The sequence below is a fragment of the Pedobacter sp. GW821-FHT01D05 genome, assembly GCF_059422505.1.
The window spans coordinates 1-22917 of the sequence record NZ_JBWKXA010000001.1 but is presented as its reverse complement, the minus strand read 5'-3'; the positions used below and the strand labels follow the sequence as shown (position 1 = coordinate 22917).

Annotated in this window: 13 protein-coding genes and 1 rRNA gene; 11 read left to right on the top strand and 3 right to left on the bottom strand. The window is 39.4% G+C overall.

What is annotated here, in order from left to right; genetic code table 11:
• Positions 1 to 43 precede the first annotated feature (43 nt).
• The 7 genes from AC07VK_RS00070 to AC07VK_RS00040 all read left to right on the top strand — a co-directional run bounded on the left by AC07VK_RS00070 (position 44) and on the right by AC07VK_RS00040 (position 10687).
• Positions 44 to 3157: a SusC/RagA family TonB-linked outer membrane protein gene (locus AC07VK_RS00070; protein ID WP_492957432.1), complete on the top strand. Its 3114-nt coding sequence runs from the start codon at positions 44 to 46 to the stop codon at positions 3155 to 3157.
• Between the two features lie 18 nt (positions 3158 to 3175).
• Positions 3176 to 4813, top strand: coding sequence for a SusD/RagB family nutrient-binding outer membrane lipoprotein (locus tag AC07VK_RS00065; RefSeq protein ID WP_492957430.1), 1638 nt, complete (start codon positions 3176 to 3178; stop codon positions 4811 to 4813).
• Between the two features lie 83 nt (positions 4814 to 4896).
• Positions 4897 to 6519, top strand: coding sequence for a LamG-like jellyroll fold domain-containing protein (locus tag AC07VK_RS00060; RefSeq protein ID WP_492957428.1), 1623 nt, complete (start codon positions 4897 to 4899; stop codon positions 6517 to 6519).
• A gap of 448 nt (positions 6520 to 6967) precedes the next feature.
• Positions 6968 to 8743, top strand: coding sequence for an HU domain-containing protein (locus AC07VK_RS00055; RefSeq protein ID WP_492957426.1), 1776 nt, complete (start codon positions 6968 to 6970; stop codon positions 8741 to 8743).
• Complete coding sequence (locus AC07VK_RS00050; RefSeq protein WP_029279915.1) at positions 8743 to 9447, top strand: MotA/TolQ/ExbB proton channel family protein; 705 nt, start codon at positions 8743 to 8745, stop codon at positions 9445 to 9447. The genes AC07VK_RS00055 and AC07VK_RS00050 overlap by 1 nt, the downstream gene beginning before the upstream one ends.
• The gene (locus AC07VK_RS00045) at positions 9447 to 9848 is read left to right on the top strand and encodes an ExbD/TolR family protein (protein ID WP_025144642.1); all 402 of its coding nucleotides are present in this window, start codon (positions 9447 to 9449) and stop codon (positions 9846 to 9848) included. The genes AC07VK_RS00050 and AC07VK_RS00045 overlap by 1 nt, the downstream gene beginning before the upstream one ends.
• A complete protein-coding gene (locus AC07VK_RS00040) occupies positions 9848 to 10687 on the top strand; it encodes an energy transducer TonB (RefSeq protein ID WP_492957424.1) in 840 nt (279 codons plus the stop codon). The genes AC07VK_RS00045 and AC07VK_RS00040 overlap by 1 nt, the downstream gene beginning before the upstream one ends.
• A gap of 208 nt (positions 10688 to 10895) precedes the next feature.
• Here AC07VK_RS00040 and AC07VK_RS00035 read toward each other — a convergent pair whose 3' ends face one another.
• Complete coding sequence (locus AC07VK_RS00035; protein WP_492957422.1) at positions 10896 to 13577, bottom strand: T9SS type B sorting domain-containing protein; 2682 nt, start codon at positions 13575 to 13577, stop codon at positions 10896 to 10898.
• Between the two features lie 378 nt (positions 13578 to 13955).
• Between AC07VK_RS00035 and AC07VK_RS00030 the strand changes: the two genes are divergently transcribed.
• The 4 genes from AC07VK_RS00030 (at position 13956) to AC07VK_RS00015 (ending at position 20980) form a co-directional block, all read left to right on the top strand.
• A complete protein-coding gene (locus AC07VK_RS00030; protein WP_492957420.1) occupies positions 13956 to 15245 on the top strand; it encodes a bifunctional folylpolyglutamate synthase/dihydrofolate synthase in 1290 nt (429 codons plus the stop codon).
• A 68-nt stretch (positions 15246 to 15313) separates the two neighbouring features.
• On the top strand, positions 15314 to 16972 hold the full coding sequence (pafA, locus tag AC07VK_RS00025) for an alkaline phosphatase PafA (protein WP_492955640.1): 1659 nt from the start codon (positions 15314 to 15316) through the stop codon (positions 16970 to 16972).
• 113 nt (positions 16973 to 17085) lie between these two features.
• Positions 17086 to 17454, top strand: a complete 369-nt coding sequence (locus tag AC07VK_RS00020; RefSeq protein ID WP_492957418.1) for a VOC family protein — start codon at positions 17086 to 17088, stop codon at positions 17452 to 17454.
• Between the two features lie 130 nt (positions 17455 to 17584).
• Positions 17585 to 20980 (top strand): methylmalonyl-CoA mutase family protein, encoded by a 3396-nt coding sequence (locus AC07VK_RS00015; RefSeq protein WP_492957416.1) that lies wholly within the window; start codon positions 17585 to 17587, stop codon positions 20978 to 20980.
• A 62-nt stretch (positions 20981 to 21042) separates the two neighbouring features.
• On the opposite strand, the gene AC07VK_RS00010 is transcribed toward AC07VK_RS00015, so the two are convergent.
• Positions 21043 to 22023: an acyl-ACP desaturase gene (locus AC07VK_RS00010; protein ID WP_440826554.1), complete on the bottom strand. Its 981-nt coding sequence runs from the start codon at positions 22021 to 22023 to the stop codon at positions 21043 to 21045.
• A gap of 814 nt (positions 22024 to 22837) precedes the next feature.
• Positions 22838 to 22917, bottom strand: a 5S ribosomal RNA gene (rrf, locus tag AC07VK_RS00005); the annotation flags it as partial.

Here is a 22917-nt window from a genome sequence, read left to right as displayed (position 1 = left end):
AAACAATTAACCAAATACTTATTCAAAATTATTCATAATGAATATGAAAAAATCTTTACAGCTCACCTGCTTATTGCTCTATGCATCAACAGGCTTGTATGCAGCTGCACCAATCGAACATTTTAATCGTGCTGTTTCTTTCCACGCTGTTTATCAGGATGTGATTAAAGGAACCGTAAAAGATGAAACCGGCGCTACCTTACCGGGTGTAACCATTACGATAAAGGGTGCACAGGGCGGCACCCAAACCAATACTTCAGGCCAATATAGCATAACAGCTAAAACGGGTGATGTTTTGGTATTCTCGTTTATCGGTTACCAAAGCAAAGAAGTTACCGTTGGTACGCAAAACACCATTGATATAACTTTAACCCCTGATTCTAAAAATCTAGAAACCGTAGTGGTAACAGCCTTAGGGGTAAAAAGATCGGAAAAATCTTTAACCTATAATACACAACAGGTATCGGGCGATGAACTATCAAAGGTAAAAAGTCCCAATTTAATGAACTCTCTCAACGGTAAAGTTGCCGGTTTAACCATTAGCCCAAGTGCTTCAGGTGTTGGTGGTTCGGCAAAGGTAATTTTGAGAGGGAGCCGTTCGGTAAGCGGTAACAATCAGCCTTTATATGTAATAGATGGAGTACCCATCAGTAATAATGGTAATGCCAATGGCCAGCAGAACAGTGTATTTGGTGGCGGTCAGGACGGTGGCGATGGTATTTCTAACCTTAACCCCGATGATATTGCAAGCATTACTGTTTTAGAAGGTGCATCAGCCGCAGCCCTTTATGGTAGCCAGGCACAGAATGGTGTGATTTTAATTACCACCAAACAGGGTAAAGCAGGTAAAGCCGAAATTGGTTTCTCATCAGGTGTAACCATTGATAATATCGCTTACGAACCAAAGTTCCAGAACAGTTACGGACCTGCATCTACTACAACGAGAGATAGCTGGGGCGGTGGAATCGGCAATACGACAGATAATCTAAAAGATTTTTTCAAAACGGGGATTAATACCTCGAATGCGATAAATCTTTCGGGCGGATCTGAAATAGCTCAAACCTATTTTTCCTATTCAAACACCTATGCCAGCGGTATTCAACCTGGCAATAAGTTAAACCGGAACAACTTAAACCTGCGCGAAACGGCTAAGTTTTTCAACAATAAATTAACGGTAGACGGAAGTGTAAACTACATCAATCAACGCATCAACAACAGCCCTTCTTTAGGTTTGTATTTAAATCCGTTATTGGGTTTGTATCTTTTCCCTAGAGGTGTTGACATTACCCCATATAAAGATCAGTATTTATTGGCTGGCAATACAGGTGGCGCACGCCAAAACTGGTTAGGCGGTCCGGCCGACATTAACCAAAACCCATGGTGGCTGACCAATTTAAACCCAAATACATCTGTACGTAACCGTTTCTTATTGAGCGGAAGCGTTAAATATGATGTTGCGTCATGGTTAAATGTACAGGTTAGGGGAAATATGGACCGTACCACGGATGATTACGAAAACCGTAGATACTCGGGTATTGCAACCAATTTCAACTCTACCGGAACAGGTTATTTTGCACAGAGCAATCAAACCTATGTTCAGAAATATGTTGATGCGATTGCCAACATTACCGTTCCAATAACGGGTTCTGATTTTAAAGTGAATGGATTAATCGGTGGAAGTATTAACGACCAGAAAACTTCAGGTTTATCTTTAGCAGGCAACCTTTCGGCGGTTGATTTCTTCTCGCCTGCTAACACCATCGTTGCCCTTCCAGGTACCTTTAGCGGAAATACCTTAAGCAATGTAGTTCCTATTGTTCCTAACCACAGCCAGCTACAGGCCGTATTTGGTAACGCCAATATTTCATATAAAGACTGGGCTTTCTTAACCGTAACAGGCAGAAACGATTGGTCTTCTAACTTATCATATACACCTAACGATTCTTATTTCTATCCTTCAGTTGGTTTATCATTTATTGTTTCGCAGATGTTCAAACTTCCTGAGGCCATTACCTATGCCAAATTAAGAGGAACTTATGCAGAAGTTGGAAATACCGTACCACCTTATCTTACTTTTATTCAAAATACCTTAAAATCAGACGGTGCATTAAATTTCAACACCAATGCTGCTTTCAGAGAGTTAAAACCTGAAAGAACAAAATCGTTCGAGGTAGGTACCGATTTACGTTTTCTATCAAACAGAATCAATTTCAGCTTTACCTATTATAAAACCAATACCAAAAACCAGTATATCCCTGTAGTTGCACCTCCTTCTTCATTGGTATCAACAGGATATCTGAATGCAGGTAATGTAGAGAACAAAGGTTTCCAGTTTATTTTAGGTGCTGATGTTATTAAAGGCGACGGACTGAACTGGAACACTTCAATAAACGGTTCGTTAAACAGAAATAAAATCATCGATATCGCTTCTGCCGATAAAATTAACAGTGTAGATTTAACAGGGGCTGGCAATACTTCTTATATTTCGAGGTTAAAAGTGGGTGGTTCTTATGGCGATATTTATAGCTATACTTTACAAAGAGATGCACAAAACCGCATCATATTAGGTGGAGACGGAACAACAGCTTCGCCATATACACCGCTAAAAAGTAAAGAATTTAACTATGTAGGCAATCCTAATCCAAAATTCCAATTGGGATGGAACAACAGTTTCAATTACAAAGATTTTAGCTTAAGCTTCTTGGTCGACGGTAAATTTGGCGGTCAGGTATTATCGCTTACGGAAGCTTTAATGGACGAAGCAGGTGTATCTGAAGCAACAGGTAATGCCAGGGCGCAGGGCGGCGTTAAAATTGATGGTGTAGATACAAAAGGTAATGCAGTATCAACAACGGTTAACCCACAAGCATACTATTCATTTGTTGGTGGCAGATCGGGCGTATCAGGCGAATATATTTATAGCGCTACTGTAGTACGTTTAAGAGAAGCTGCTTTAGGTTATACCCTTCCGTTAACTGGTAAAGCATTTAAAAGTGTTAAATTTTCGGTTACCGGCAGAAACCTGTTTTATTTCTATAAAAAGGCTCCTTTCGATCCGGAAATCACGATGTCTACCGGGAACGGTTTATCTGGTGTAGATGTTTTTAACCAACCTGCAACACGCAGTTTAGGCTTCAATCTAAATTTATCATTTTAATTCTATTCAAAAAACAACATGAAAACTATATATCATAAATCCTCGAATAACAGGATTAAAGGATTGTCTGCTGTTTTGCTTGCATCTTTGATGGCGCTAAATTTTGGATGTACAAAAAACTTTGAAGATTTTAACACCAACCCAACTGCCCTTTCACCTGAGCAGACTACTGCGCTTTTAAAATCGGCAATTGGCCCAATTGAGCAGGAAATTTTCCACAACTATCAGATTGCACAAAACCTCAGTGCCGATGCTTTTAGTGGTTACATGATGGCACCTACACCTTTTGGTGGCGGGATCAACAATATGAATTATTCGCTAAATGATGGCTGGAACAGTGCTGGTTTTAACGACCAATACAATTATGTAATGGCACCGATTTCTAAAATCGGCCAGAGTGAGGTGAAAACCAAATCGCCGGAAGCCTGGGGAATTGCCCTTTTGGTTCAGGTAATGGCTATGAGCAGGGTAACAGATAAATTTGGCCCGATTCCTTATACTACGGCAGGTTCCTCTTTGGTATCTACACCTTATGAAGATCAGAAAACGGTTTATAATGCCTTTTTTAAACAGATCGATACAGCAGCCAATAACTTACAGGCCTATATTGCTGCCAATCCTGGTAAAACGTCTTTTTTTGATAAAGGCGATTTAATCTATGCTGGTGATCCGGTTAAATGGTTAAAATTAGCGAACTCTTTACGTTTACGTTTAGCTACGCGTATTGTAAAGGCCGATGCGGCTACAGCAAAACTTCAGGCTGAAAAAGCCTTAGGTGCACCAGGCGGTTTATTAACCACTGCAGCAGATAATGCAGCAGTAGCACAGTCGGGCACAAGAGATAACGATTTATGGGTGGTTACCGTTGCTTACGATGGTGATAATGCTTTAGGTGCGGCTTTGCAAACATATTTGGTGGGTTATAACGATCCGCGCTTACCGATTTATGCCAGACCTGCTACCGATCCTTTATTTACGGGTCAATATGTAGGAATCAGATCGGGTGCAAATACCTCATTTAATGGTTTGGGTAAAGCAGGTTATAAAACTTATTCTACCTTAAACGCTACTGATAATGTAAAATCACCAATCGGACAAAAAGCACCACAAATTTTAATGACTGCCGCTGAAGTTTGGTTTTTAAAAGCTGAGGCCGCATTACGTGGCTGGACAGGTGCCGGAGATGCACAAACCAACTATGAAACCGGAATTACCACCTCATTACAGCAATGGAGCGTAGCTACAGGAAGTTATTTATCAGATGCAACCAGTAAGCCTACAGCCTATGTAGATCCAAAAAATGCGGCAAACAATGCTGCAGCCGTAAGTACAATAACCGTAAAATGGGACCCTACATCTACCAATGAACAAAAATTAGAGCGCATTATTACACAAAAATGGCTGGCAATTTTTCCTGACGGACAGGAAGCCTGGAGTGAATACAGACGTACAGGTTACCCTAAATTATTTGCAGTAGCCAATAATAACAGTGCAGGAAGTATCAATACCCAAACCCAGATCAGAAGATTACCTTTCCCATCAACTGAATATGGAAACGGTAACAGTGCCGAGGTTGTTAAAGCGGTTGGCCTTTTAGGCGGACCAGACAATGGCGGTACCAGATTATGGTGGGATGTAGATAAATCAAATTTTTAACACACAAATTTACCAGGTAGGGTGACGTTAGTTATCCTACCTTTTTTATATTAAACCAATTTCTAACCAAAATTTTTAAACCTATGAGAAAACTAACCGTTTTCGGCGTATTGCTGTTAACAGCTTTCGCCCTGTTGTACGCTTGTAAAAAAGCCAATTCTGAAAAAGAAGACAACCAATTAAACACCAAAAGTACAGCCAGAGCCGCTACCAATGCCGCTGCGCTGGCCCTAACTGCTCCATTCATGACCGCCTATGTAGAGGTAAACAGCAACAATTTTGTAAATCCGGGCTGTTATACCTATGGAACTTCTGCCACTCAGTTATTTGGTGTTTCTGTTATTTTCGCTGCCAATATCAATTCGGTAAATGGCACACCTACGCTCTACTTCAATCCACAGGTGCAGGAAACCTTAAATTCGGGCAAGGTAGCTTACCTTAAATCATTAGGTATCAAAGTAGTGCTCGATGTACTTGGAAACCATCAGGATGCAGGCTGGGGTTGTTTTACCACTTATGCCCAGGCCGATGCCTTTGCCATTCAATGTGCCAACGCTGTACAACAATACGGTTTAGATGGAATTGACATTGATGACGAGTATTCTGCCTGTACGGCCAATGATGGTTCGCTGGTGCTTGCAGCAGCAGCACTTAGGGCGCGTATGGGTGCCGATAAACTCATCACCATGGCTGCATTTAATCAGGCCAATTATTTTACTTCTACTTATAACAACCAAAAACTGGGCGATATTTTAGATTATGTATTTGAGCAAACTTACTTCTCCACAAATTATGCTGGTCGTTTACAGCCTTACATCAATGCTGGTGTACCTAAAAGTAAATTAGGTTTAGGGACAGATTTAGGCAATAGCGACCAGGCAGCGGTAGCCACTTATGTGAAAAATAATGGTTTGGCCAGCGCCATGGTTTATAATGTGGCCAACAACTCACAAACTAAATTATCGGCCATGTCTAACGTACTTTATGGATCGGCAACTGCTGTAAAACCAAACTGTATTGATGGCACTGGAGGTACACCACCAGCGGGAAATCGTTCATTGGTTTTCGACGGTACCAATGAATACTTAAATTCGAATACCTTCAATCTTGCAGGCACCAGTTTAACTTATGAAGCATGGGTTAAACCAGCTGCCTTTAAAGCTACCGCTCCAAATATTTCCACCATTATGGGTATAGAAGTGAGCGATGCCAATGTGGCTCTGCTCCGTTTAGGCGATGCTTCCTTAGCCAATAATAAAGTACAGTTTGTATTGAACACAAGTGGTGCAACACCTAAAAAGCTAAATTCTGCTACAGCGCTAAGTGCCAATACCTGGTATCATATTGCAGCAACATACGATGGGTCGACCATGAAAATCTACATCAATGGTACTTTAGATGCCAGTATGAGCGCAACTGGTACTATTGCTGCTAACGGCACATTCCAGATTTCGAGAAGCTGGGACGCCAATAGAGGTTTTAACGGTCAGTTTGATGAAATACGGGTTTGGAAATCGGCATTGGCACAGTCGACAATTTCGGCCAATAAATGCAGTGTAAGTGCAACAAGTACCAACTTAGAGGCCTATTGGAAATTCGACGAAGGCACTGGAACCACCATTGCAGATGCAACCGGACATGGCCACACCGCAAGCTTGCTTAACATGGAGAGCACCGATTGGTCTACCACCGTTCCTTGTTTATAGGCCCTCTTCAAAACAGTTAAATTACTGGAAAACCTAAGAGGTTGTATCATAAATATCGAATTGTCATCCTGTCCGAGGGACTCCTTCGGAGAATTTATCGAAGGACAAATCGATTTTAACATTATGATACAGCCTCTTTTAAATTTTCCCCCATCGTTTCTACATACGCTTTTCTATGGTAAAGCGTTTCTATAGCTTAGGCTTTAGCTTCAAATTCGATATTATATCAATTTAGCGATTTGCTTACTAGCATACCATTTCTATCTTTGTAACCGTTATCTTTGCACGAATACAGATTTAGGTTAAAAAAAAGTGATTTTTCATGATTAAAACAACAAAACTGTACTCGTTTTTGTCCCCTTTTTGGAATAGGATGTGTAATAGCACCCATAGGCACTATTTGAAGGTAGAATATAATTTTTAATTTTAAACGCTTAATTTTACCCGAATGGATATCTTATCATACCTATTAGAACTCTTGCAGCAACGCAAAGAAGTTGGTATTACCGGCTTGGGCACCTTTTATAAAAAGAAATACCCGGGAAGATACGATAAGGAAAAACAAACGTTTTTGCCTCCCGGATATACGCTGCAATTTTCAGCAGAAGTAACAGAAGAAGACGCTTTAGCCAATTTCATTTCAGCTAAAACAAACAGCACCTCAGAAGATGCCCGTAATCACATTGCCCAGTTTGTTGAAGAAGTAAATCAAAAACTAGAATTAGATCATGAGGCCGAACTTCAAAATACTGGCCGCTTATTTTTTACCGAACAAGGATTAGGTTTCGAACCGGTTAAAAATATAAACTATGGTTCTGAATTTTATGGGCTTCCGTCATTGGCAGAAACCGCAATTGAGGAAACAAAAACTGATTCACCTCAACAAGAGGAAGACGTTTACGACGAAATTGCTGAAGCACCAGTGGTACCATCACCATTTGAGAATAAATCATACCAGGCTCCGGTAATCGAAAATGTAGAACTGGATGAAGTTAAAGATGATCTTAAAAACACCTTAAAACATTCAGAAAATCCTACAGAAGAAATTGTTGAAGCGCCAGAATTTATTAAAGAACAGCACGAAGAACATCCAAACCGTTTTGGCCATACACCAGAATCGGAGGTAGAAAATATCGCCGCGGAGCAACATGCGATTGAAACGCCTGAATCTGATGAGGTGCAAAACGAAGCAGATACAATTGAAAATAGACCTGAAGAAGAGGTAGAAAATACTAATGCCGAACCTGAAGCAGTGGAAGTTCCCGAATCAATTGTAGCGCAGCACGAAGAGCATCCAGACCGTTTCGGTCATACTCCAGAATCGGAAGTAGAAAATATTGCTACCGAAAACCAGACAATTGAGACACCTGAATCTGACGATGTTCAAGATGAAATAATTGCTACAGAAAATACCTCAACGCCTGAAGAAGCCAATACAATAGCGGTACCAGAAACAGTTATTCTACCAAATGAGCCTTCAAGTCGTTTTTCTCTTAGGTCGGAAACGGAAGAAGCTAAAACATATATCAATTTAGAAGACGAAGCTAAAAAAGAAGAGCCTGTAATTGAAGCTCCGGCCTTTATAAAAGAACAACATGCGGAGCATCCTAACCGTTTTGGTCACGATCCGATTGAACATGGAGACGAAACGCGACAAGGTATGTCTACCTGGTTGATGATTACCATTGCAGTGTTAGCTTTGGTTGTTATTGCAGCAATAACCTATTTGGTTAAACCAGAATTATTTACAGGTGAAACAACCGAAGCGGTAAAGCCAGCACAAGTAATTATTGATTCGCCAAAGGTTGTTGTTGATACCCTAAAAGCAAAACAGGATTCAATAGCCAAAACAGATAGTATTTTAAAAGCTAACCAGGTTCAGAAAAAAGCAGATACAGCCAAAAAAGTAGAGGTAAAACCTGTAGTTAAGCCAGCTACCGAAACACCAAAAGAAAATAAAGTTGTACCAAACACTGGTCCTTCTACGTTTGATGTTATTGCTGCATCTTATAAAACCGTTGCAGGAGCCGAAAAATATATTGCCATAGTTAAAGCCCGAGGTTTAAATGCTAAAATTGCAAATATGGCAGGCCCATGGAAAAAAGTAAGCATTGCGAGTTTTAAAACACAAAAAGAGGCTGAGGAGCAGAAAGATATTTTACAGAAAAAACTAAAAGGAAAAGGGTTTTACGTACAACAAATATTTAACAACACACAACCATAATGATAACTTTATTAATTCAGGACACCACACAAGCATTACAAGACACAGCAAATGCGGTTAACCAAGCAGTAACACAACCACAGCCAGAACTACATTTTATCGATCTGCTTTTTAAAGGCGGCTGGGTAATGGTTCCATTGGCTTTTTTAGCTTTGTTAGCCTTAGTTATTTTCTTCGAACGTTATTTAACCATTAAAAAAGCAACTAAAGACGAATCGAACCTAATGGGTCAGATCAGGTCTTATATCCAATCGGGAAATTTAGAGGGTGCAATGTCGCTTTTAAGAAATAATAATTCTCCCCTTTCGCGCATGTTGCAAAAAGGCTTAAAACGCATTGGTCGCCCGATTAAAGACATTGAAGGTGCGATTGAAAATGTTGGTAAATTAGAGGTTTCCAAATTAGAGAAGAACATCAGTATATTGGGTATTGTTGCAGGTATTGCACCAATGCTTGGTTTCGTCGGTACAATTGTGGGGGTAATTACCATTTTCCACCAGGTATCAATAAAAGGTGCGATTGAAATCGGTACCATTTCTGGTGGTTTATATACCAAAATGATTACTTCTGCAACCGGATTGATTATCGGTATTATTGCTTACGTACTGTATCACATTTTAAACATTATGGTTGAAAAAATCATTCTTAAAATGGAAACCGATGCAATTGATTTTATTGATTTACTAGAAGAACCAGGCAAATAATGAATTTACGCAAAAGAACAAAAGGATCGGTAGAAGTACATACTTCAGCGTTGAACGATATTATGTTCTTCCTGATGTTGTTTTTCTTATTGGCCTCTGCCGTGGTAAATCCAACCGTGGTTAAGTTATTATTGCCGCAATCATCTAGCGGACAGCAATCTACCGCCAAAAAAGCAGTTACCGTTACGATAGACGAAAATTTAAAATATTTCGTTGAAAAGAAACCCGTTAGCATTGAAGAATTAGAGCCAACACTGGCATCATACCAAAAATTGGCACCAGATATGACCATTCTTTTATATGTATCGCGTAACGTGACTTATCAGGATGGATTTGTAGTAAACGATATTGCCAATAAATTAAAATTAAAACTTGTTGTAGCCGTTGAGCCTAAAAAATAATGAACTACAAAGCACAAAACGTACCTAACGAGGAAAACAATTACCCTAAGGCCATTGCCATAGCAAGCGGAATTATGGGCTTTTTATTGTTAATCAGCTTTTTCATCGTGATTGGCTCGTTCCAGCCACCTGAAGAAGTGGGTATGGGTGGTATGGTTGTAAATTATGGAACTTCTGCAGAAGGAATGGGCGATGATTATACCAGTATTGAAGAACCGTCGGCAGATCCAAATGCCAATGGCAAAGCGCCTGATAAGGTAACGCCGGAAGAAAAAGTAACCCCAACCACCTCTACAGAAAATACTGAAAAGGAAATTCAGACACAAAATACGGAAGATGCCATTGCCGTAAATACCAAACCTACAAAACCGACTACTGCGGCACCAACTCCGGTAACTGAAGATAAGCCATCTAAACCGGTGATTAACCAAAATGCGCTTTACAAAGGCAAAAAGAATACAGGCCAAGGGCAGGGAGATGGAACTGGAAAAACACCAGGAAACCAGGGTGATAAAGATGGCGATCCATTGGCGTCTAATTATGGAGAAGGTGGTTCTGGAAATGGCAATGTACAGTTATCATTGGCTAGCAGAAAATTCATCGATATTCCAAGGATACAGGATGACGGGCAAAGTGCGGGAAAAATTGCCGTTCAAATCCGGGTTGATAAAAATGGTAAAGTGGTTCAGGCCCGTGCAGGTGCAAAAGGCACTACCTTATCTGATTTAGCACTTTGGCGGAAATGTGAACAGGCTGTATTAGGCGCAAGTTTAAACAAATTGGAATCAGCACCAGATGTACAAACGGGGATTGTAATGTTCAACTTTAAAGTGAAATAAAAAAAATATCCATGGCCTGTATTATTTGTGCTGTCAGATATTACTATCTGACAGAAGACTGATCTGCTATCTAGAAATTACACCAAAATTCGCGGCAAACAATTATAACCAATTACAACCTGATTACCAGTCAGATAGTAACATTTGACAGCACGTCCAACATCTTAACAATTACTCGCTTAAATAATTAATCAACACAATTAACGAGCTATCGAATTAAAGTAACCGATCCCTTTTTAATTATCTTTTTGTTCTCCTGAGTAGTAAAAGATGCAATCCAAAAATAAACCCCAACAGGAACCAGCTGTCCTTTGTAATCCCCATTCCAGGCATCATATAATTTATTTGAAGAAAAGATAATTACTCCTCTCCTGTCAAAAATTTGCATCTGAAAATTAAAAGCCCTACTTCCTTCTTTTGCTTTAAAGCTATCGTTCACATTGTCAGAATTTGGGCTAAAAGCAGTAGGGAATGAGATATCATTACAGGCTTCTGTTTCTAAGGAAACACTAAATTCATCAACAATACAGCCATTTGGTTTCAGAATAGAAAAAGTATAATTCCCTTCAAACAATCCCGAAAAAACGTAATTACCTGGATAGACTACTCCATTATACCTAATATTATAATCTGCTGAACGGTTACCAATAGAAAATGAGATTTCCCCAGTTAAATCACAAACAGGATTTTTAGCATTAACAATCGAATGGGGTTTGGTTAATGAATAATCTGGAACCACAACAGTTCGATATTCTGCTGGTGCACCACCAGATGCTTTTACTTCAATGTCGTAGCTCCCCGGACTAAGCATATTAAAAACACCGGTATTATTTGATATTGAATTATCAAGGGTAAATGTATAAGTTTCTGGAATTGGCGGACAATTCACTTTTATAAATCCTTTCCCCAAGACGTTACATTCAGCCATGATTTCAATATTATTGATTACGATTGGGCAGGGTTCATAAACCAGCGTTTTATTTACTTCATCAACAATACAGCCATCGAGTTTTAAAATTGTGAAAGGGTAATCTCCTTCAATCAAACCTGAAAAAACGTGGTTGCCCGGATAAACCATTCCCTTATATTTTACATTATAATCAGCAGAATTTGTGCCTATAGAAAATGATATCTCTCCCTTCATGTCGCAGGCAGGATTTTTGGCATTAATTTTTGTAACAGGTTTGGTTAAAGAATAATCGGGCACTATAATCGTTCTGCTAACTGAGGCTGCCCCGCCCGATGCTTTTACCTCAACGATATAATTTCCGGGGCTAAGCATATTAAACACACCAGTGCTATTGGATACAGAATTATCAAGGGTAAACGTATACGTTTCTGGAATTGGTGGACAATTAATTTTGATAAACGCTTTTCCCAAAACATTGCATTCCTGAAGGATTTCGATATTATTGATTACGATTGGACAAGGCTCATAAACCAATTCTACATCATACTCATCAATTAGGCAGTTCTCTTTATTCAGCACAGTAAAATGATAGTTCCCCACCTCCAGGTTAGTAAATTTATGATCGTAGGGTAAAATATCAGTTTTGAGTTTGATTCTATAATTAGCACTACCTGTGAAAGAATTAAATTGTATAGCTCCCTTACTCGCGCAAGCTGGATTTACTTTGGTAAAAGAAAAGTTTGGCTGTAACTGTTTATAATCAGGCACAATTACAGTAGTTTCAAATTCATCTTCATCCGAATTAATTTTAAGGGTGTAAGTGCCGGAAGCTAAATTTTTAAATATCCCGGTAGAATTACTAATTGTATTATTTATCGTGTAGGTATAGGCTGCAGTGTGTGTTTTTGTTAAAACATTGATAATACCCTGATGAAAAGCATCACACTGTTGTACTACATCAACCTGATCAAATTGGATTTTACATTTATCCCGCCCAACAACAATATCCCGTTCATCAACTTTGCATCCATACTTATTTACAATTTCAAAGTGATTGGATTTTCCACTTAATAAATTAGATATAGTACTATTAAGTGGATATACCTTTCCATCAAACTTGATCTGGTAACCACTGTTCTGGTCGGGCGAGCTAAAAGTAATTTCACCCAGCGTTTCGCAAAGCTGATTTTTGATCTGCCAGCTGTAAATAGGTTTTATCAAATTAACCTCAGGCACATCAACAGTTGTGGTATAGGAATCGGATGCAGAACTGATAGAAAGTGTATACTGACCTTTGGATAAACCAACGAACTTACCTGTCGTATTGGTAACGCCATTCAAAGTATAGGTAAAATCTTCAAGGTGAGGAGCTGTAATAACATCTACATTTGCTGTATTTCCAGAATTGCAATCTTGATTAATATCTACTCTTTCGAATTCTATTCCAATAATACTTCCATCTTCTACCATACTTGCGGCATCAAGAACTGTATATGGAAGTGTTCCCACCACGCCAACCATTTTTTGGTTTTCTATATCGAACTCAATTATATTGGTTTGGGTACCTAAATATTGTAACCCATAAACCGTATTTTTCTTAACACCAGATGAAACACTAACGATCCCATAAAGGGGGATATTTCCAGGCAATGGAATATGAAGGGTACTTTTATTAGGTTCTTTAACATTAATCTTTACTATCCCTTGGTAGGCCGCCATGTAAAGGTCTTTTTTATAAAAACAGACATCTCCTGTAGGTGAATAATTCAGTAAACCTAAGGCCTCTGACTTTCCCGTATTAATATCTGTACTGAATAAATAACCAGAACAATAATATAACTTATTATCAGCACCAAGGGTTAGTGAATTTGAGCCTGACATACCTAAAAATAAACGCCTGCAATTTTCAATACCATTTTCTTTTACATCCGCAGTGTATATTTCAGAATTTCTGAACCAAAACAAATTATTCTTATTCATTGCGATTGAAAAATACTGATCACCAGGTGAACATCCCACTATTTTTGTAGATTTTACCCCTTCGCTTGTAAATTCAACCTTGTAAAGGTCGCTTGCCCCTTTAGAATAGTCCATAGAACTTACATAAAAAGTTTGAGCTGCGAGTTTGAAGCAACAGACCAGGAGTACTAAAAGAATTAGATTGATTTTATTAATCACTATTATTGAGACCGTTAAATAATCCGCAAATATAACAACATAAGCATACAACACCATAATAAAATCTAACTAAGGACTCACAAAAGGTTTCACTAACGCAATCCATCATCAAAATTGAGAAGTCAGTCTGCAACTCCAATTTGAACTTCAAACCTCAATAACTTATATTTGATGCATATTATGAATTACCAACAAACGCTTGATTTTTTATACAGTAAACTCCCTATGTTTACCCGCGTTGGTGCATCTGCTTTCAAAAAAGATTTAACCAATACCATTATTCTTTGCGAAGCCCTGGGTAATCCGCAGGATAAATTTAAAAGTATCCATGTGGCGGGTACAAATGGAAAAGGCTCAACATCACACATGCTTGCTTCGGTATTGCAGGCACAAGGATATAAAACAGGTTTGTACACTTCTCCCCACTTAAAAGATTTCCGAGAGCGCATCCGCATCAACGGAAAAATGATGAGTAAAACTGAAGTTGTATCTTTCGTAAAAGGCCAACAAAAATTGATCGAAAAAACCGAGCCTTCCTTTTTCGAGGTAACCGTTGCCATGGCATTCGATCATTTTGCTAAACACGAGGTAGATGTGGCTGTAATTGAAGTGGGTTTAGGCGGAAGGTTAGATTCGACCAACATCATTACCCCGCAAATTTCGGTCATCACTAATATCAGCCTCGATCACATGAATATGCTAGGCAATACACTTGCAGAAATTGCTGGCGAAAAAGCAGGTATCATTAAAAAGAATATCCCAGTCGTTATTGGCGAAACACAGGAAGAATCAGCTCCGGTTTTTATCAATAAAGCTAAAGCAGTGGCTGCTCCAATTGTTTTTGCTGACGCCGTATTAACTGCTCAGGATTTTAAGATCAGGAACAATAAACTTTCCCTATCTGTTTATCAGAACGGTGAGATCAAATATAAGGGTCTTCTAAGCGATCTTACCGGGGTTTATCAGCACAAAAATATTTTAACCGTATTAGAAGCCCTCACTCTACTTAACGAGAAAACGGAAATTAAAATCGATCAGGAAGCGATTCACAAAGGAATAAGCCAGGTTAAAAAACAAACAGGTTTACAGGGACGTTGGCAAACCTTGAGTAAAAACCCTTTGGTCATCTGTGATACCGGCCACAATGAAGCAGGAATTACAGAGGTGATTAAAAACATCGCACAAACCCCTTATCAAAACTTACATGTTGTTTTTGGAATGGTAAAGGATAAAGATATTTCGAAAGTTTTATCCCTAATGCCAAAAAATGCCACTTACTATTTCTGCAAGCCAGATTTAGAACGCGGTTTAGCAGCAGATGAGCTTAAAGAACAGGCAGCAACATTTAATCTAAATGGCAGCAGTTATGCATCGGTAGCCGAAGCAAAAGAAAAGGCCATACAATCTGCCGATCCAAAAGACCTGGTTTTTATTGGTGGAAGTACATTTGTAGTAGCCGAAGCGATATAAAATCTTTACATAAACTTCAAAATATCTTCACTTAAAAGTTATTACTTTAGCCCTTTAACTAAAACACAATGAAGAAAATATTCTGTCTAATCTTTTCCATTTCTATTTTTTCGATCGCACTCTCCTCAGCCCAAACTAAAAAACCTACTACAGCACAGCCTAAAGCATTTGCTACCGAAGTTGCCCGCCCTAAATTGGTAGTTGGCTTAGTGGTTGACCAAATGCGTTGGGATTATTTATACCGCTATTATAACCGCTATACCAATGGTGGCTTTAAAAGATTAATTAATGAAGGTTTTTCTGTAGAAAATACTTTTATTCCTTATACACCGACTTATACAGCATGCGGCCACACCTGCATTTATACAGGTTCGGTTCCAGCTGTTCATGGTATTATTGGTAACGATTGGTACGATCCTGAAACCAAAAAAAATGTATATTGTACAGAAGATTCCTCAGTATCAACTGTTGGCAGTACGCCTTCATCTGAAGGAAATATGTCTCCTAAAAATATGTTGACCACTACCATTACTGATGAGTTGAGGTTAGCCACAAACTTTAAAGGTAAAGTAATCGGTATTTCATTAAAAGATAGAGGCTCAATCCTTCCAGCTGGCCACGCGGCAAATGCAGCATATTGGTATCAGGGCAGCACCGGAAACTGGATTACCAGCACTTATTATATGAAAGAAGTGCCAACCTGGATCGCCGATTACAATAAATTGAAATTAGCAAACAAGTTCTATGCAAAGAACTGGGAAACATTGTATCCAATGAATAGCTATGTTAATAGTACAGCAGATGAGAAAGCTTACGAAGGCAAATCAAGCACATTCCCTCATCAGCTTACCCAAAATATTGATAAAAATTTCGATGCCATCAGAAGCACACCTTACGGCAATACCATCACCTTAGATCTTGCCAAATTAGCGGTCCTTTCAGAAGATTTAGGGCAAGATAACATTACCGATTTCTTAGCCGTAAGCTGCTCATCTACTGATTATGTTGGTCACGCTTATGGTCCGAACTCAGTAGAGGCAGAAGATACTTATTTACGTTTAGACAAAGATTTCGAAGAATTTTTTAACTACCTGGATAAAAAAGTAGGTAAAGGAAATTATACGGTATTTTTAACTGCTGATCATGGTGCCGCGCATGTACCAGGCTTTATGCAAGAGAACAAATTACCTTCCGGCGTGGTAAGTGACCGTGATATTGCAAACAAATTAAATACTTACTTAAATGATAAATTTAAAGTAAACAATCTGGTTTTAAAATCTCAGAACAACCAGATCATTTTCGACCATGATAAAACCGATAAAGGTGATGTGAGTTTCGATGTGATTAAATCAGCATCTGTAGAATTCTTAAAAAGATTGGATGGATTCCAAAATGCTGTAGATATTGCTAAAATATCACAAAGCACACTTCAGGAAATTCAGAAAAAAATGATTACCAACGGATACAATGCCCGTAGAAGTGGCGATATCTACTATGTTTTACAACCAAACTGGTTTAACGGTGGCAGTACAGGCACCACGCATGGAAACTGGAACCCATACGATTCGCACATTCCATTGGTTTTTATGGGCTGGGGAATCAAAGCCGGAGCTTCCAATAAAACACATTACATGACCGATATTGCACCAACGCTGGCAGCACTGCTCCATATTCAGATGCCGAATGGTAATGTTGGAGAACCGATCACAGAGATCACAAATAAATAATTTAAAAAACTACGCTCACCAGCGTAGTTTTTTGTTTTAACACATTTAGACTAACTACTATAATGGTCTCAGATGACTTAGGTGGTAATTAGATTTTTTCTTATTTTAACATCATGCCAAACTATATTGCAACCAAGCTTACACCCATGCTCGAATCGCATGACATGCAGGCAACGCTAAAATTCTACACAGAGGTTTTAAACTTTACTTGTGCGGCAAAATTCGATGATCTGAGCTGGTTAAGCCTGCAAAAAGACAATATAGAAATCATGTTCTCTATCCCCAATGCCCATCGCAATATCTCCAAAGCGATTATGAGTGGCTCACTTTACATTAAAACAAACGAAGTAGAAACCCTCTGGGAAAGTTTAAAAGATATCTGCAAAATCTGTTACCCACTCGAAGATTTCGAATATGGCATGAGGGAATTTGCCATTTACGACAATAACGGTTATTTACTGCAGTTCGGGCAGGATTTATAGCTGAACCAAAAGCCATAACGGTATAGGGTATTCGCTATTTAAGCTGCTTATTTTAGTACATTTGCATACCAAATATATTTGGAAACAAGGATCGGTAATCAGCGAATACCGCCCCCTAAAATCCCATAGTATGCAACAAGTAGAAATCTATAAGCCTAAAAATAAAATTCGTTTTGTAACCGCTGCTTCACTTTTCGACGGACACGATGCAACCATTAACATCATGCGCCGAATCCTACAATCTTCAGGAGCTGAAGTTATTCACCTTGGCCATAACAGATCGGTTGATGAAGTGGTAAACTGTGCCATACAGGAAGATGTTCAGGGAATTGCAATGACTTCTTATCAAGGCGGGCACATTGAATATTTTAAATACATGTACGATCTTCTTCAAGAAAGAGGATCAGGTCACATTAAAATATTTACAGGTGGCGGTGGTGTAATCTTACCTTCCGAAATTGAAGAACTCCAGGCTTATGGGATTTCTAAAATCTACTCGCCCGATGATGGTCGTAAGATGGGTTTGCAGGGCATGATCAATGATATGCTGATACAAACCGATTTCATCACCACAGCCAACATCACCAATGAACTCGAAACCATCCCAACAAAAGATATCAAAGCTATTGCAGGAGCCATTACCGTTGCAGAAAATGATCCCGAAGGTGCACAAAAATTTGTAGATGAATTAAAAAAATTATCAAAAAATAATACCGCCCCTATTTTAGGCATTACAGGTACTGGTGGCGCCGGAAAATCATCTTTGGTAGATGAACTTGTTCGTCGTTTTTTGGTAGAAGTGAAAGATAAAACCTTAGCCATTATCTCCATCGATCCATCAAAAAGAAAAACTGGAGGCGCATTATTAGGCGATCGTATCCGGATGAATGCCATCAATAACCCGAGGGTTTACATGCGTTCTTTAGCAACCAGGCAGGCCAACCTTGCTCTATCCAAAAACGTTCAGGAAAGTATCGATATCTGCAAAGCCGCTGGTTACGATTTAATTATTGTAGAAACCTCAGGCATTGGCCAGTCGGATACCGAAATTACCGAACATTGTGATGTTTCCCTATACGTAATGACCCCAGAATTTGGTGCAGCCACGCAACTGGAAAAAATAGACATGTTGGATTTTGCTGATCTGGTAGCCATTAACAAATTTGATAAAAGAGGTGCTTTAGATGCCTTGCGCGATGTGCGCAAGCAATACAAACGAAACCATAATATTTTCGATGCCAAGGATGATGAAATTCCTGTTTATGGCACGATGGCTTCGCAGTTTAACGATCCGGGCATGAATAACCTGTTTGTGGCCTTAATGGAACAGATCAAGTTAAAAACCGGAACTGATTTTAAGGCCAAAATGGAACTCACTTCTGATCAGTCAGAGAAAATTTACATTATACCTCCAGATCGCATCCGATATCTGGCAGAAATTGCTGAATCCAGTCAAACGTATAACGAATGGGTAGATAAACAGGCTACTATCGCCCGCAAAATGTATCAATTGAAAGGTGTAATTGATCTGGCTGGCGATATTAATTCCCCTCTCCTAGAGGGGTGTCCGCAGGACGGGGTGTTAAAAAACTTAAATACAACATACGCTTTCTTCGAAGAACAATTAGATGGCGAATGCAAACGTTTATTACGCCAATGGCCTGATACCAAAAGGGCGTATAAGGAAGAATTTTTCATTTATAAAGTCCGCGATAAAGAGATTAAACAACCCTTATTTTACGAATCACTTTCAAAACTGAATATACCGAAAGTCTCTTTGCCGAGGTATGAAGATTGGGGTGATATATTAAGGTGGCTGCTAACCGAAAACCTTCCGGGCGAATTTCCATATGCGGCAGGTGTATTCCCATTAAAAAGAGAAGGAGAAGATCCGACTAGGATGTTTGCAGGAGAAGGCGGCCCCGAGAGAACCAATAAACGTTTCCACTATGTTTCATTAGGTCAGCCAGCGCACCGTTTATCCACTGCTTTCGATTCGGTTACCCTTTATGGCGAAGATCCGCACATCCGGCCGGATATTTATGGAAAAATCGGAAATTCTGGTGTAAGTATCGCCACTTTGGATGATGCTAAAAAACTGTATTCGGGTTTTGATCTTTGTGCGCCATCAACCTCTGTATCCATGACCATTAACGGCCCGGCTCCGATGCTGTTAGGCTTTTTCATGAATGCTGCGATCGATCAGCAATGTGAAAAATACATTATCGAAAATGATTTAACGGAAGAAATCCAGGCCAAAATTAATTCAATCTATAAAGCAAAAAATATACCGCGACCAACCTATAATGGTGCTTTACCAGAAGGAAACAATGGCTTGGGCTTAATGCTTCTGGGCCTTACCGGCGATCAGGTTTTACCTGCTGATGTTTATGCTAAGATTAGGGCAAGAGCCATCAGCTCGGTTAGAGGGACGGTTCAGGCCGATATCTTAAAAGAAGACCAGGCACAGAATACCTGTATCTTCTCTACAGAATTTGCCTTAAGGATGATGGGCGATATCCAAAAGTATTTCATCGATGAAAAAGTAAGGAATTTCTATTCCGTATCCATTTCGGGCTATCACATTGCCGAAGCAGGTGCTAATCCAATTTCGCAACTTGCCTTTACTTTAAGCAATGGATTTACCTTTGTAGAATATTATTTGAGCAGGGGCATGCACATTGATGATTTTGCCCCTAACCTATCTTTCTTCTTCTCCAATGGTATCGATCCGGAATATGCCGTTATCGGTCGCGTAGCCAGAAGGATCTGGGCCAAAGCCATCAAAAACAAGTATAAGGGAAATGATCGCTCGCAGAAACTTAAATACCATATCCAAACTTCTGGCCGTTCGTTACATGCGCAGGAAATCGATTTTAATGATATCCGCACTACTTTACAAGCCCTTTATGCCATTTACGATAACTGTAATTCGCTACATACCAATGCTTATGATGAAGCCATTACTACACCTACTGAAGAATCAGTTCGGAGAGCAATGGCCATTCAGTTGATCATTAATAGAGAATTGGGATTGGCCAAGAATGAGAACCCATTGCAGGGCGCCTTTATCATTGAAGAATTAACCGATCTCGTAGAAGACGCTGTGCTTGCCGAATTTAAACGCATCAACGATCGTGGCGGGGTTTTGGGTGCCATGGAAACGATGTATCAGCGTGGAAAAATTCAGGAAGAAAGTCTGCATTACGAAACGCTTAAACATACAGGCGAATACCCTATTGTCGGCGTAAATACCTTTTTAAACAAGAATGGTTCCCCTACTATTGTTCCCGGTGAGGTAATCCGTGCTACAGAAGAAGAAAAACAATATCAGATTTCAGCATTACAAAAGTTCCAGGATCGTAATGCAGACCGTGCAGCAGATCTCTTAAAACAGCTTCAAAAATCGGCTATTGCCGGCGACAATATCTTCGAACAGCTGATGGAAGTCTGTAAAATCTGCTCACTAGGCCAGATCAGTAAAGCACTTTACGAAGTTGGCGGCCAATACAGAAGAAACATGTAATAAAAAAAGCCCTTATCAAATTGATAAGGGCTCACTATAATTTTAATTAAAGATTTAAATATCTAACCAGCAATCCAGGTAAATTTATAATCTATAGTAGGGTTTTTCATTCGCTCGGCAACACGTAGTAAACGTGAAGGTAAAGCCATAATGTAATCGCGGGCTTTTTCACCAGCTTCATTTAAATCGCGCATGCCCTCAATTTTCCAGTCTTCAATCAACTGTTGCATAATTTCAACATAGTCAATCGCAGTATATACCCCTAAACGTTGTGCAGCATCTGTAAAGTGGCCAAATGTTTGGCCAATTTTTAAACCAACTTCACGTAAGAAATGAGCCGGCATCACGATTTTCTTGCGCATCATATCTTCAAAAGCCAACATTGCTTCATTAGGATCTACCTCAAAAATACGGTTCATGAAATCTTTATAAGCTTTTGCGTGTCTGGCCTCGTCTGATGCAATTACACCACACATTCTAGACAATAACGTATCGCCGTCTTTTTTAGCCAAAGAAGCTACCCGTCTGTGCGATACATTGGTAGCCAGTTCTTGAAAAGAGGTATAGATAAAGTTACGGTATGGATCATGTCCAGTGCCAATATCGAAACCATCAGCAATAAGATATTGTGTTGAAATTTCCATTTGGCGCATATCAACACGACCTGATAAGTATAAATATTTATTTAGCAAGTCACCATGACGGTTTTCCTCTGCAGTCCAATGGCGAACCCATTTCATCCAGCCACCTTCTTCGTCCCTGCTATGTCCATCAACCATGGCTAACCACGATTCGTATGTTGGTAAAGCTTCCTCGGTAATGGTATCGCCAATTAAAACGGCTACTAAATCGTAAGAAAGGTCTTTTGCATTATCCCTTAGAATTCTTACATCTTGATAAAATGTTTCACTAGTAGAATCTGGTAAAAAATCAGAAGGTTGCCAATTGGTATCGATCGGTTTCAAATAAGTTCCCATCGACTCCAGCATATATTTTTCAATATGCAACATTACTTCTCTTCTTTTATCTGCAAAAAAACTCATTACTTATACTTATATTTTTGTTAAAAGCAAAGATAACCAAATATTGTGGCAAACCTTATGATATTAACATATTTAGCGCTAAATCAGTTTTAAATAGTGCTGAAATTATCAACATTGACACATATGGTTTTATTTATTGTATACAAATTGTTTAAGGAAGAAATGTAAAGTGTTTACTCATGGGTTATTATTTTTATAATCTGGAGCGCAATAGCAGTAACACGTAGGTTGGGTTCCGTCCTGCTATACGCTGCAATCCTTTTGGGAAACCCCTTATGATAAACAAGCTACCTATGCCCAAAAGGGATTTTCGCTGCCATCAGGGCTATTGAACCTGGGCCGATAGTGTAAAACTCAGCGGGGATCAGCGTAATCTGCGGGAACAAAACCTTAACTCCTCCTTACTATCAGATGATTCATATTTTAACGATCTGGAGCGCAATAGCAGTAAAATGTAGGTTGGGTTCCGTCCTGCTGTCCGCTGCAATCCTTTTTGGAAACCCCTGGATAAACAAGCTATCTATGCCAAAAAGGGATTTCCGCTGCCATCAGGGCTATTGAACCTGGGCCAGTAGTGTAAAACTCAGCGGAGATCAGCGTAAACAGGCCCTTAACTTTTCTTAACTCCTTAACGGTAGTAATAAGCCCCGTTACAGTTTTCCACCATTAAGGAATTAAGGCCATTAAGAAAACAGGGCAAAGCTATAGCCCGACTTTTCTCAACTGCTTAACGGTAAAAAAATAACGCAAGAAACGGAAATGCCCATAAACCAAGAAAACCCTTCAACATTGCTGTTAAAGGGTTTCTTTTAAGATCTGGCACCGACCTACTCTCCCACGTGTTACCGCAGTACCATCGGCTCTGGTGGGCTTAACTTCTCTGTTCGGAATGGG